The organism is Curtobacterium sp. ME26, from assembly GCF_903970945.1.
Classification (GTDB): domain Bacteria; phylum Actinomycetota; class Actinomycetes; order Actinomycetales; family Microbacteriaceae; genus Curtobacterium; species Curtobacterium citri.
On record NZ_CAJCKG010000068.1, the window covers coordinates 1 to 12,314 of the forward strand.

Here is a 12,314-nt window from a genome sequence, read left to right on the forward strand (position 1 = left end):
GTCGGACGGACGCTCCTGGCGCGCTGGGCGGGCATCCGCGACACCGCCGACGCGATCGCACTGCTGCACGGCGCGCTCGCCACCGCCGCCGCCGAACGCATCGGCGACGACGGACGAGCGGCGCTCCGCGACCGGCTGGACGCCTTCCGGGCGGCTGCCTCCGGGTTCGAGAAGCAGCAGGCGGACGCCGTCCTGCACCGCACGATCATCGACGCCGCGGGCAACGACGTGCTCGCCGCCACGCTCGCGGGACTGGAGTCGCAGGTGTCCATCGCCGCACCCGCGCACCTGTGGGGCACGGCCGAGGGCATGGCAGAGATGGAGGCGCGTGCGCTCCGGGAGCACAGGGAGCTCGTCGACGCGGTCTGCGACGGCCGTCCGGTGGACGCCGGGGTGGTGGCCCGTCGGCACGTGGGGATCGACCTCGAGCTGCTCGAGCGGGCGATGCTGCGGGCGGGCCAGGTGCCGCGGGGCTGACCCGGTCGTGCTCGGTGCCGCGCGTCGCTGCGGGCGGCAGCGGTGTCGGGCATGATTGCGGCACGGAAGGAGCGCACGTGGCGGACATCCTGGTGGTGGAGGACGATCCGGAGATGGGTGCGCTCGTCGAACGGGGCCTGGTCGGCGAGGGACACCGCGTGACCCTGGTCACGGACGGGGTCGCCGCGCTCGTCGCCGCCGCAGCGCACCGGTTCGACGCCGCCGCGATCGACGTCATGCTGCCCGAGATGAGCGGCTTCGAGGTGTGCCGCCGACTGCGCGAGACGGGTCAGGAACTCCCGGTGATCCTCGTCACCGCCCGCGACGCCGTCGACGACCGGGTCTTCGGGCTCGACGCGGGAGCGGACGACTACCTGACGAAGCCGTTCGCGATCGCGGAGCTCAACGCACGCCTGCGCGCCCACCTCCGACGCCGAGCCGCCGGGTCGGCCACGGTGGTCGAGGCCGGGCACGTCCGGCTCGACACCGTCACCGTCCGGGCGACGGTCGCCGGCCGCGACCTGCCGCTCAGCGTCAAGGAGTTCTCGCTCCTGCGGTTCCTGGCCCAGGGGTCCCCGGAGACCCGGTCCCGTGCCGAGGTGCTCCGGGAGGTCTGGGGGAGCGCCGAGCACTTCGACCCGACGATCGTCGACCAGTACGTCAGCTACGTCCGCAAGAAGCTCCACGCATCGGGAGCCGACGTCGTCATCCGCACGGTCCGGGGCGTCGGGTACGCGCTCGACGTCGTGCCACTGCCGTGAGGTGGGTGCGGCGCCTGTCGGTCCGCGCGCGCATCACGATCGGGAGCACGCTCGTCGGCGCGGTGGTCCTCACCCTGGTCGCACTCGTCCTGCACGTGCAGGTGCAGGAGGCCACGCTGGCGACCGACCGGTCCCTCGCCGCCGGTGACGGTGCGTCCTTCGTCGCCGACCTGCGGAGCAATCCCGGTGAGACGCCGGACCGTCCGTCCGAGGGCGTCCTCGTCGGCATCCGCGACGACGACGGCACGTGGCTGCTCGACACGCTCCCCGCCGACGTGCGAGGCGCACTGCCCCCGGGCGTCCCGCGCGAGCCGACCACGAGGCGCGTCGGGAGCGGCCACCGGCAGGCCACGGTCGTCGGGACACCGGTCCGGACCGCCGTCGGCGACTTCGTGGTGTGGTCCGCGCACGACGGGCGCGCCGGGCACCAGACTGTCGAGCGCTTCGACCGGTCGCTCGTGACGGGCACGCTGCTCGCCCTCGCCGCGTCCGCGGTCGGCGCGTGGTTGCTGTCCACCGTGGCCCTCCGACCGGTCACCAGGATGCGCCGGACGGCGGAGGCGCTGCGTCGTGGCGACACGAGCCTCGGGGACGCCACGGGGCACCTGCCGGTCGGGCCCTCCGACGACGAACTCGCCGACCTCGCCCGCACGCTCAACGCGTTCCTCGACCGGCAGCGCGTCGACGCCGCCCGCGAACGCCGCATGGTGTCGGACGCCAGCCACGAGCTCCGGACACCCCTCGCCGCGCTGACCGCACGGCTCGAGCTGGCGCACCGGGCGTCGGGGGACGCCGTCGCGCTCGAGCGGGAGCTGTCGGCAGCCGAGGCGGACGCCGCGCGGCTCGTCGCCCTCGCCGAGACGATGCTCGAGCTCAGCCGGCTCGACGAGGTCCGGCCGGCGCCGACCACCCCTGCCTCGGCGCTCGTGACGGAGCTGATGGGGTGCGTCGACCGGGCTCGGGCGATCGCCGGCGCGGGGGACGTCGACTTCTCCGTGCGGGTCGCGGACCCGGCCGTCGTGTACGCGGTGACACCCGCTGGGTTCGGCCGGGTCGTCGACAACCTCGTGGCGAACGCCGTCGCGTCGGGAGCGGCCGACGTCGAGGTGCGGATCGCGCTCGACCAGCAGACCGACGGCGTCCTCGTCCTGACCGTCCGCGACGACGGCCCCGGTGTGCCGGACTCGTTCCTGCCGCGCGCGTTCGACCGCTTCACCCGCGCCGACGAGGCCCGGAGGACGACCCTCGGCGGCAGCGGCCTCGGGCTCGCGCTGGTGCGCGGCACCGCCGAACGTGCCGGCGGGTCCGCGTCGCTCGAGAACGGCCCGGACGGAGGCGCGGTGGCCCGCGTCCACCTGCCCGCGCGCTGACCGCCGGGTCCACGCGCCTCCGTTCGAGGACTCGAACGAAGGACCTGGCTCGTTCCGGGCTGCTTCATGGCGGCGGTGTCGACGCTGGGAGGCACCCGATCACCCGCTGGAGAGGACCGAGACGATGATCGACACCGCTCGCCCCGCCGCCCACGAGCCCCACCCCACCGCGCGGCGCTCCCCCCGGCCCCCGACGGAGCCACTGCCGGCCGCCGCACGCCGTCGTCGACGAGACGGATGCCGCCGAGCCGCCACGGTGACCTGCTCGGCGTGGCCGCGTGGGCGTCGGCCGCCGTCGCGGTCGCCCTCTGGCTCGCGTCCCCGGGGTCGCACGCGGTGTCCGGCCTCGGCGGCTGGCTCACGGACGCCGGGATCGTCGCCGGCCTCGTCGCGACCGACCTGGTGCTCGTCATGCTCGTGCTCGCCGCACGGGTGCCGCTGCTCGACCGCGTGTTCGGCCAGGACACCGCGATCGCCGTGCACCGGTCGCTCGGCAAGCCCGTGCTGTACCTGCTGCTCGCCCACGGCGCGCTCCTCACGCTCGGGTACGGCACGGCGTCCGGCAGCGGACCGGTCGCCGAGACCGTCTCGCTGTTCTCGACGCCGGACGTGCCGCTGGCCTACCTCGGACTCGGGCTGTTCCTCGTGGTCGTGGTGTCCTCGGTGGTCGCCGTCCGCCGGCACCTGCCCTACGAGGTCTGGCACGTGGTGCACCTGCTCAGCTACGCCGCCGTGCTCGTGGCCCTGCCGCACATGCTCAGCGCCGGCAGCGTCCTCGGACAGGGCACCTGGCAGCGCGTCTACTGGATCGCCGCGTACGTCGTCGCGCTCGGCCTCGTCGCCCTGTACCGCTTCGCGGTGCCGCTCGTGGTGACCCTGCGACACCGGATCCGGGTCGTCGCCGTGGAGCCGATCGCCCCCGGCGTCGTCTCCGTCCACCTGTCGGGGCGGGACCTCGACCGTCTCGGGGTCCGTGGCGGTCAGTACGGGGTCTGGCGCTTCTGGTCCGCGACGACCTGGTGGCACGCCCACCCGGTGTCCTTCTCGGCGGTACCCGGTACGGACCGTGCGCGCATCACCGTGCGCGAGCTCGGCGCGGGGTCGGCGCGGCTCGCTCGCCTCCGTCCCGGGACCGCCGTGTCGCTCGAGGGTCCGTACGGGCTCTTCACCGACGTCGCTCGGACGGCTCCGTACCTCGCACTCGTCGCCTCCGGCATCGGGATCACGCCCGTCCGGGCGCTCCTCGAGGACACCGACCTGCGTCCGGGGGAGGCGACGGTGCTCCTGCGCGGCACCGACGCGTCCCAGCAGTACCTGTGGCAGGAGACCGCGGAGCTCGCGGCCGCGACCGGGACCACGCTGTACGCGATGGTCGGGCACCGGGCGCGTTCCCGGGCGAGCTGGGCCACCGAGGAGGACCTGCGCCGGGGGGTGACCCTGCTGTCGGTGTTCCCGCGGCTCCTCGAGTCGGACCTATACGTCTGCGGACCGCAGGCGTGGTCCGACCTGGTGGTCCGGGAGGCGCGGCTCGCCGGTGTGCCCGAGCACCGCATCCACCAGGAACGGTTCGGGTCGTGAGGGCCCGTGTGGTCGCCGGCGGCATCGTGTCCTCGGCCGCGGTGCTCGTCATCGGCTGGCAGCTCGGCGGGCAGCCGGCCCTGACCGCGCCGGCGCAGCAGGGTACGAGCGCCGGCACGCAGACCGGAGGGACCGGCAGCGCATCGTCCGGTAGCACGTCGTCGGGCACGTCGGGCACGTCCGGCAGCGGGTCGTCGGGCAGCGGGTCGTCCGGCAGCGGGTCGTCCGGCAGCGGGTCGTCCGGCGGTACGGAGTCCGGCGGTTCGGCCGCCTCCGCAACCTTCACCGGCGCCGTGGCCCAGACGCAGTACGGCGACGTGCAGGTCCAGGTCACCGTCGCGGGCGGCAGGATCACCGACGTGACCGCGCTGCACCTCACCGACCGCGACGGTCGATCGGTCGCGATCAGCCAGCAGGCCGCACCGATCCTCCGGCAGGAGGCGCTGCAGGCGCAGTCGGCGCAGATCCAGGCCGTCAGCGGGGCCACCTTCACCAGCGAGGGCTACACGACGTCGCTGCAGTCCGCCCTCGACCAGGCCGGCCTGTGACCGTCACGACCTTCGCGACGATGGGCACGGTCGTCAGCCTCCGGGGTGCCACCCCGGAGGCCGCGGCCGCGGTCCGCGCGGTCTTCGCGGGGTACGACCACCGGTACAGCCTGTACGACCCCGCGTCGGTGCTCAGCCGGATCGCCGCGGGGAGTCTCCGGCTGCCCGACGCTCCGGCACAGGTCCGGGACGTCTACGCACTCGCGCTCGAGTGGCGTGACCGCACCGGCGGCGCCTTCACACCGCACCGCCCGGACGGGGTCGTCGACCTGTCCGGGGTCGTCAAGGCGCTCGCGGTCCGCGATGCGGGCGCCGTCCTCGACGGCTGCGCCGACGACTGGATGATCAGCGCGGGCGGCGACGTGCTGGTGCGCGGACGACACCGCCCCGACGATCCGTGGTCGGTCGGTGTCGTCGACCCCGAGCGGCGTGACACCGTGATCGGCGTGGTGCGCCTCGACGGGTCGAGGCGATCGGTGTGCACCTCGGGTACGGCCGAACGCGGCGAGCACGTCTGGCGCCGGAGCACGCCCGTGTTCGTGCAGGCGACCGTGATCGCCGACGACGTCGTGACCGCCGACGTGCTGGCGACGGCGATCGTGGCCGGCGACGAGGACGACCTCCGCCGGCTCACCGCGGACGGAGCGGTGGACGTGCTGGCCTCCGCCGTCGACGGGACGGTCTGGGCGACGCCCGGTGCGGCAGGGGTCGTGGGCTCGACCATCCCGCCGACCGGGGGCGGCGGGGAGTCGGCGAGCAGCGCCTCCTCGGCGTGAGTGGTGTCGGGGTCGGCGTGTTCAGGGCGCCGAGGTGCCGGGTAGTTGCCCGTAGGTGTCCTCGTCGACCGGCTCGAGCCACTCGTTGCGCACGTCCGGACCGGGCGTGATGAAGGCGATGTGGGAGAACCAGGAGTCGGCCTTCGCACCGTGCCAGTGCTTGGTCCCGGCAGGGACGCGGACGGTGGTGCCCGGGGTCATGCTGACGGGGTCGGAGCCTTCGGCCTGGTACCAGCCGGAGCCGGCGGTGCAGAGGAGGATCTGGTCGCCGCCGCCGGTGCCGTGGTGCACGTGCCAGTCGTTGCGGCAGCCGGGTTCGAAGGTGACGTTGCTGACGACGGGTACACCGTCGGTGAGGGGCGCGAGGTAGCTCCGGCCGGTGAAGTACTGGGCGTAGGCGTCGTTTTCCTCGCCGATCGGGAACGGTTGCTCGAACGTCACGTCGGTCATGCGGGGCTCCTCGTCGCGCTCTCGCTGGGCTGCAGGGTCGGCGGTCATGTCCCGACCGTACGACTGCGGGGAGCCCGCTGGGAGGGGCTGTCGTCACCTCCCTCGGGGAGCCGGTCATTTCGTGCTCGTGGCAGCGGTCGGGGTGGTCCCGCCGGCGCCGCGGTGGTCGCCGTGTCGGATGATGGGTCGGTGAACCGGACCGATCGTCTCTACGGCCTCGTGGAGGAACTGCGCGCCGCGTCACCGCGGCCACGGAGCGCGCGACGGCTCGCGGAACGCTTCGAGGTGTCCGTCCGGACCATCGAGCGGGACCTCGCAGCACTGCAGTCGTCGGGACTGCCGATCTGGGCGGAACCCGGACGGACCGGCGGCTACGTCATCGACGCGTCGGCGACGCTCGGCCCGGCGGGGTTCACGCCGGACGAGGCCCTCGCGGTGCTGATCGGGCTCGGCGCGCTCCGTCACAGCCCGTTCCGCCACTCCGCTCGGACCGCCGCTCGGAAGCTGCTCGCGGTCATGCCGGACCCGGAAGCGGCGCGCGCCAGCGCCTTCGCAGCCCGGGTGCACTTCCTCGAGAGCGAGGAGGAGCCGGCCGCGCCGGTCGAGTTCGCCGAGGCACTGCGCGCCGACCGCGTCGTGCAGCTGCACTACCTGGACGCCGCCGGTGCGGAGACCAGTCGCGACGTCGAGCCGTTGGGGTCGATCGAGAAGGACGGGCAGTGGTACCTCATCGCCTGGTGCCGACTCCGCGACGGAGTGCGGGCATTCCGTGCCGACCGGATGCGCTCGATCAGGGTGACCGACGAGCGACCGCAAATGCGCGCACTCCGTGCCGAGGACCTCGCGATCCAGTACGGACGGCTCCGGTCCGTCGTCGACGACTGATCACCGACACCGATCCCGGGAACACCGATCTCGGGGACACCGATCTCGGAAACACCGACAGGACGCTGTCGCGACGACCGGCGACGCTGGTGGGACACCATCAGCACCACCGAAGGAGCCCCATGTCGTTCGCATCCGTCCGCATCGTCACCGACGACCTCGACGGTCTCGTCACGTTCTACGAGAACCTCACCGGTCAGCGAGCGGAGCGCCCCGCTCCGGTCTTCGCGCAGTTCGGCGGCACCGGCGCCGTCCTCGCGATCGCCAGCACCGCGACCGTCGCGATGCTCGGCGGCGCGCTCGTCCCGGCGACGAACCGCTCCGTGTTCATCGAGTTCGAGGTCGCCGACGTCGACGGTGACTTCGCCCGGCTCCAGCCCGCGCCGGAGGACGTCGTGCTCGCACCGACCACGATGCCGTGGGGCAACCGCTCGGCACTCGTGCGGGATCCCGACGGCAACGTCGTCAACCTGTTCAGCAGGCCGACGACTGCGGAGTCGGAGCACTGACTTCCGCGTGAGAAGGTGACGCCGTGGCATCTGCGGAGGACCTCGGACTGATCGAGGACGAAGTACAGCTCGTGCTCGCGGGCCTGCGGGAATGGGGCGGACCAGTACACCTCACCGAGACCCTGGCCCGGGCGTTCGGCTTCGCGGGTGCAACGGACTTCTTCGAGCAGAGCCGGAGGATCCGGGAGTCGCTCGAACGCGGCGCGGCGTTGCCGCCGACCGACTGGCGTCGGGCGCTCCTGGCGACGGAGGTGGCCTTCGCTTCAGACGTCGTCGGGTCGGGGGTCGACTGGGAGACGACGACCGGTGTCCCTGACGCCGTCGCACTCACGCTCCTGCGGAGCGTGCAGCGGAAGATCCGGCACTGAGACGGTCGTCCTCCTCCGCCGACGGCGCGCGCGGAGGATGACGAGCAGCAGCACGAACCCGACCGCGCTGCTGACGAGGATGCTCAGCCCCACCTGCACCGTGACGAACGTCCGGTGGCCGAAGAGTGCATCGAGCAGGAGGCCGATGCCGACTGCGAACCCGGCGATCAGCGCTGCGCACACCGGTTCGAGCCAGAGCGGCGACAGCAACGATGCTCGGTCGACGGGGAGATCCTGGTCCAGTCGCTCCCGGTGCGTCCTTCTCCCGGTCGCGGACGGTGATGCCGATCGTCGGACCCCACAGGGCGATGACCGCTTGCCCACCCTCGGGGTCCAGCAGGATCAGCACGACCATCGTCGCCGCCGCGCCGATCAGGTACCACCAGGGGAAGACGCGGCGCAGCGGTACTGCCCAGCGGCCGTCCGGCCCCGTCCCGTCGTTCCTCACGACTGCGTGTCTACACGGGACCTGATCGCATCGATGCGTCCGGGGGTCCGTGGCCGACCGGCGGCCGTGCGACGATCCCCGGGTGACGAAGCTCTCGCAGGACGCCTGGCCCGAACTGTCCGGCCTGATCGCTGCGGCACCGGCCGCGCAGGTCCTCGAGGGTGGGTCCGCCGCAGACCGGGCACACCTCGGTCTCACCGAACGGTCGTACCTCGGCGCCCTGATCGCGCACACCGGGGGGATCACCGTCGACCACGGCTGGCTCCGCCTCCTCGGCGGTGCCGGGGGACGGCTCCCGTCGGTGCTGGACGCCCACACGGACTCGTCGGGACGGTGCGTCGTCGGCTTCGACGTGCTCGGTGGCGTGTTCGCGCTCGACGGCGGCTCGCTCGGTGTCGGAGACGGGCGCGTGTACTACTTCGCCCCCGACAGCCTCCGGTGGGAAGGCCTCGACCTCACGCACAGCGAGTTCCTCACGGCGATGCTCACCGACGCGATCGGGCACTTCTACGGATCGCTCCGGTGGGACGGATGGGCTGCTGACGTCGCTGCCCTCGCGCTCGACCGCGGCTTCTCGATGTACCCGCCGCTCTGGTCCGCGGAGGGCAAGGACCCGAACGCGAGCGACCGGCGGGACGTCCCGATGACGGAGGTCGCGCGCGATCACTGGCCGGCGGGGACGTCGGAACGGTCGGACGGACGTGGCTGAGACGTGATCAGACGACGGGCCGTCATCGGTCGCGAAGGCCGGTGCCGCTGCGGACGCTGCGCGACGCCGCGGTCGACGGCGTCCTCGACATCTGGGGCGCCGCGGCCCCCGGAACCGCAGCGGCCCGAGCCGCCCCGTGGCGGACTCAGGGCGGCGTCGACCCCTCGAGCCGCGCCTCCTCGGCGTCGTAGCCCGCACGGACCTGCCGGAGCACCAGGTCGTCGATCTCGTCCGCGTCGCGGAGCCGCAGGAGCGTCGCCGCCTTGTGCCGGACCAGCGCGAGCTCGAGCGCGACCGTGGTGTCGTGCCGCTGCAGCGCCGGGTGGTCGTCGTCGTCCTCCTCGCGGGCCTGGATGACGTCGAGGTGCGCCTCGAGGTCCTTCCGCACCCGCTCGACCGCGGCCCGGTCGGCCCCGGCCTTGCGAGCGAGTCGGGGGAGTGCGTCGAGCGCTTCCTCGACCGCCGTCCGCTCGGCGTAGCGGCGCTCCTCGCCGACCGACTCGTCCTCGGGGAGGGCCGCGCGACGGAGCACGGCGGGCAGGACGAGCGCCTGTCCGACGATCGTGACGACGACGACACCGGCGGTGACGAACACGATGAGGTCGCGGTCGGGGAAGGCGCCGCCCGACTCGAGCGTGCGGGGGACCGCGACCGCCATCGCCAGGGACACCGCGCCGCGGAACCCGGCGAACCCGCTGACGAGCCGGTCGCGCCGTCCCTCGCGGGGCTCGCCCCCGAACCGTCGGGTCACCAGCCAGACGGTGCCGCCGAGAGCGCCCTCGAAGGCGAACCGCACGAGGACGAGCACGACGGAGACGGCGAGCACGAGCCCGACCCCGGTCCACAGCTCGCGGGCCTCGAGCTGCCGCGCGGCGACCATCGCCTCGATGCCCACGAGCACGAACAACGCGCCGTTGAGCAGGTACGTCAGGAACGACCAGAAGGCGCGGACCTGCTGCCGGGTCTCCGCCCGGTCGAGCTTCGGCGCGACCTGGCTCACCACGATGCCGGCGGCGACGACGGCGAGCACGCCGGACGCACCGATCGCCTCGGCGCCGAGGAACGCCGCGAAGGGCACGAGCAGCGTGACCATGTTCTCGAGCACGACGGTGTCGACGCGACGCAGCACGAGCGAGCCGAGCCACGCGGCCAGCAGCCCGGCCGCCACGCCGCCCACGTAGGAGAGCACGAGCATGCCGGACACGTTCCAGAACGTCAGCTCCTGCGTGCCCACCGTCACGGCGACCGCGATGCCGTAGACGACGAGCGTCGTGCCGTCGTTCACCAGGCTCTCCGCGCGGAGCACCGTGACGTTGCGTCGCGGCAGCATCTTCGTGAGCACGCCGACGGCGGTGGCGTCCGTGGGCGCGACCGCTGCGCCGAGCACCCAGGCGGGCCCCCACGGCATGCCGAGCAGGTGCAGGAGGGTGGCGACGACCCCGGCCGTCACGACGACGAGCAGGGTGCCCATGAGGACGATGCCGCGCAGGTTCTTGCGGATCTCGCGGAGCGACGTCGTCAGGCTCTCCCAGTACAGGAGCGCCGGGAGGAACAGCAGGAGGACGGCGTCGGCGGGCAGCTCCACGCGGGCGAACGTCGGCACGAAGGCGAGCAGCGCGCCGATCACGAGCAGCAGCACGGGAGGGGCCACCCGGATGCGGTCGGCGACGGCCGCCGTCAGGGCGATGGCGAGCCCGAGGGCGACCACCAGTTCAGGACCGAGCACGGATCTCCTCGCGGTTCGTCGGACGCGTCAGTCAACGCCGCCGGTACTGCGAGACCTTCCCGATCCGCGTCCTCGGGACTCAGCCCGCGGTCACCCGTCGTCGTCGGAGCCGTCGCGCCCACGCCCGCCACGGCAGCGAGGTGGCCAGCGCGAGCCCGATCACGACGCTGCCGAACCACGCGACGACGATCCCGGGGACCGGGACGAGCAGGCTCGTCCAGAGCAGCACCGCCAGGACGCCGAGCACGTACGCGGCGCCGGCCTTCAGGTACCGCAGCCGCTGCAGCCCGGCCGACTGGTCGAGCCGCGAGGTGAGCCGCGCCAGGAACACCGCGCCGACCCCGATCGCCGCGACCGCGACCGTCGCCTGTTCGAGCGCGCCGAGCCCGTCACCGCCGAGCAGCCCGGAGCCGGACAGGCTGTACACGCCGTCGAGGATCTCGAACAGCATGGAGACGACGAGCCCGCGTTCGAACACGACCGTCGAGGCGTAGGTGTGGACGCGCCACGAGCCTCCCGTCGCGACGGACCCGGTGTCGGTCCCACCGAGGCCGCGCAACGACCACGCGGCGACGCGCTTCGACCCGAGGTAGGCGCCGGTGCCGGCGACCCCGCCCAGGGCGACCGGGAGCACCGTGGTGACCGCCCAGCCGTCGTCGGCCCCCACGAGCGACGTGGTGACCAGCACCCCGGCGACGGCGGTGACCAGCGCCCAGACGCGAGGACGCGCGACCCGGGCGAGCCGCGCCTCCAGGCCGCCCAACCAGGACCGACGCGACAGGCGGTCGGTGTTGAAGAGGTACTCGGCGAAGACGAGCCAGATGAACGCGGCGCCGAAGGCGGCGAGGGCGGGACGGACCTCGGCGAGGTGCGCGGTGAACGACCCCGGCGCGAACACCGCCTCGTCGACAGCCGACGCGGGGTCGGTCACACCGCCCACGGCGACCGCCGCCGGCGGCAGGGCGAGTCGCATCGCGAGGACGCCCGCGACGATGCCGAGCGACAGGAACAGGCGCCGTGCGGGGGAGTGCAGGCGGCCGGCGATCCCCGCCATCGGGACGGACGAGTCAGCCGCCGTCGCGATCTCGAGCAGCGCGAGCGCTGCGAACGCCAGGGCGGCGGCGGGGCCGAGGACGACCCACGCGACGGCGGCCGCCGACAGGGTGAGGACGAGCGGCAGGGTCAGGAGCGATCTCGTGGCCATCACCCCATGCAGCCCGTGGCACCTGGACGACGTGTCCGTCCGGCCTGGCAGACGGCCTGGAGGCACCGGTGCGTTCCGCAGGACGGGTGACGGCCCGTCCCCACTTGCGGGGACGGGCCGTCGGTGCGCCGGGCGCGGAGGCTGCGGTGGTCGGCACGACCGTGCCGGTGGGGTCAGTCGTGGAACGTCTCGATCGACGCGCCGAGCGAGTTCAGGCGCTCCTGCAGCTGCTCGTACCCGCGGGCGATGATGCCCACGTTGCGGAGCACGCTCTCGCCCTTCGCCGCGAGCATCGCCAGCAGGATGACGACCGCCGGGCGGAGCGCCGGCGGGCAGCTGACCTCGGCGCCCGAGAAGTGCGTCGGCCCGGTGACGTCGAGCCGGTGCGGGTCGCGGAGGGTGACGCTCGCGCCGAGGCGGGCGCGCGCGGTGGGGCGCGGGGGGCGCCGGCGAGGAGGTGACGGCCGGGCGGGGGGCCGCCGGCGCGCTGACCGCGGGGCCCGAG

13 protein-coding genes and 1 pseudogene are annotated in these 12,314 nt (G+C 73.7%); 10 read left to right on the forward strand and 4 right to left on the reverse strand.

The features are described 5' to 3' along the window. The 6 genes from H7A69_RS16005 to H7A69_RS16030 all read left to right on the forward strand — a co-directional run. Positions 1-477: FCD domain-containing protein (locus H7A69_RS16005; protein ID WP_182047960.1), on the forward strand; the 477-nt coding region annotated here is incomplete at its 5' end. A 77-nt stretch (positions 478-554) separates the two neighbouring features. Next, the gene (locus tag H7A69_RS16010; RefSeq protein WP_182047961.1) at positions 555-1,238 is read left to right on the forward strand and encodes a response regulator transcription factor; all 684 of its coding nucleotides are present in this window, start codon (positions 555-557) and stop codon (positions 1,236-1,238) included. A 5-nt stretch (positions 1,239-1,243) separates the two neighbouring features. Then, positions 1,244-2,608 (forward strand): sensor histidine kinase, encoded by a 1,365-nt coding sequence (locus H7A69_RS16015; protein WP_182047962.1) that lies wholly within the window; start codon positions 1,244-1,246, stop codon positions 2,606-2,608. A gap of 237 nt (positions 2,609-2,845) precedes the next feature. Further along, on the forward strand, positions 2,846-4,186 hold the full coding sequence (locus H7A69_RS16020) for a ferric reductase-like transmembrane domain-containing protein (RefSeq protein ID WP_182047963.1): 1,341 nt from the start codon (positions 2,846-2,848) through the stop codon (positions 4,184-4,186). Next, positions 4,183-4,734, forward strand: coding sequence for an FMN-binding protein (locus tag H7A69_RS16025; RefSeq protein ID WP_259346271.1), 552 nt, complete (start codon positions 4,183-4,185; stop codon positions 4,732-4,734). The genes H7A69_RS16020 and H7A69_RS16025 overlap by 4 nt, the downstream gene beginning before the upstream one ends. Further along, positions 4,731-5,510, forward strand: coding sequence for an FAD:protein FMN transferase (locus tag H7A69_RS16030; RefSeq protein ID WP_259346272.1), 780 nt, complete (start codon positions 4,731-4,733; stop codon positions 5,508-5,510). Before H7A69_RS16025 ends, H7A69_RS16030 begins: the two co-directional genes overlap by 4 nt. A 21-nt stretch (positions 5,511-5,531) precedes the next feature. On the opposite strand, the gene H7A69_RS16035 is transcribed toward H7A69_RS16030, so the two are convergent. Continuing rightward, positions 5,532-6,008, reverse strand: coding sequence for a cupin domain-containing protein (locus H7A69_RS16035; RefSeq protein WP_259346273.1), 477 nt, complete (start codon positions 6,006-6,008; stop codon positions 5,532-5,534). 141 nt (positions 6,009-6,149) lie between these two features. On the opposite strand from H7A69_RS16035, the gene H7A69_RS16040 reads away from it, so the two are divergent. The 4 genes from H7A69_RS16040 (at position 6,150) to H7A69_RS16055 (ending at position 8,879) form a co-directional block, all read left to right on the forward strand. Continuing rightward, positions 6,150-6,845, forward strand: a complete 696-nt coding sequence (locus tag H7A69_RS16040) for a helix-turn-helix transcriptional regulator (RefSeq protein WP_182047964.1) — start codon at positions 6,150-6,152, stop codon at positions 6,843-6,845. 122 nt (positions 6,846-6,967) lie between these two features. Continuing rightward, a complete protein-coding gene (locus H7A69_RS16045; RefSeq protein WP_182047965.1) occupies positions 6,968-7,354 on the forward strand; it encodes a VOC family protein in 387 nt (128 codons plus the stop codon). A 23-nt stretch (positions 7,355-7,377) separates the two neighbouring features. After that, positions 7,378-7,722: a hypothetical protein gene (locus tag H7A69_RS16050; RefSeq protein WP_182047966.1), complete on the forward strand. Its 345-nt coding sequence runs from the start codon at positions 7,378-7,380 to the stop codon at positions 7,720-7,722. 530 nt (positions 7,723-8,252) lie between these two features. Beyond that, complete coding sequence (locus H7A69_RS16055; RefSeq protein WP_182047967.1) at positions 8,253-8,879, forward strand: DUF2625 family protein; 627 nt, start codon at positions 8,253-8,255, stop codon at positions 8,877-8,879. Positions 8,880-9,024: 145 nt separating this feature from the next. On the opposite strand, the gene H7A69_RS16060 is transcribed toward H7A69_RS16055, so the two are convergent. The 3 genes and pseudogenes from H7A69_RS16060 to H7A69_RS16070 form a co-directional block, all read right to left on the reverse strand. Continuing rightward, positions 9,025-10,605 (reverse strand): Na+/H+ antiporter, encoded by a 1,581-nt coding sequence (locus H7A69_RS16060; RefSeq protein ID WP_069710956.1) that lies wholly within the window; start codon positions 10,603-10,605, stop codon positions 9,025-9,027. A 79-nt stretch (positions 10,606-10,684) separates the two neighbouring features. Next, entirely contained in the window at positions 10,685-11,809 is a 1,125-nt protein-coding gene (locus H7A69_RS16065; RefSeq protein WP_182047968.1) for a DUF475 domain-containing protein, read from the reverse strand. 173 nt (positions 11,810-11,982) lie between these two features. Further along, a pseudogene (locus H7A69_RS16070) lies at positions 11,983-12,314 on the reverse strand (hypothetical protein); the annotation flags it as partial.

Coding starts and splice junctions, on each gene's coding strand:
- H7A69_RS16020 (WP_182047963.1), top strand. CDS start 2,846: ATGCCGCCGAGCCGCCACGGTGACCTGCTCGGCGTGGCCGCGTGGGCG.
- H7A69_RS16035 (WP_259346273.1), bottom strand. CDS start 6,008: ATGACCGCCGACCCTGCAGCCCAGCGAGAGCGCGACGAGGAGCCCCGC.
- H7A69_RS16045 (WP_182047965.1), top strand. CDS start 6,968: ATGTCGTTCGCATCCGTCCGCATCGTCACCGACGACCTCGACGGTCTC.
- H7A69_RS16065 (WP_182047968.1), bottom strand. CDS start 11,809: ATGGCCACGAGATCGCTCCTGACCCTGCCGCTCGTCCTCACCCTGTCG.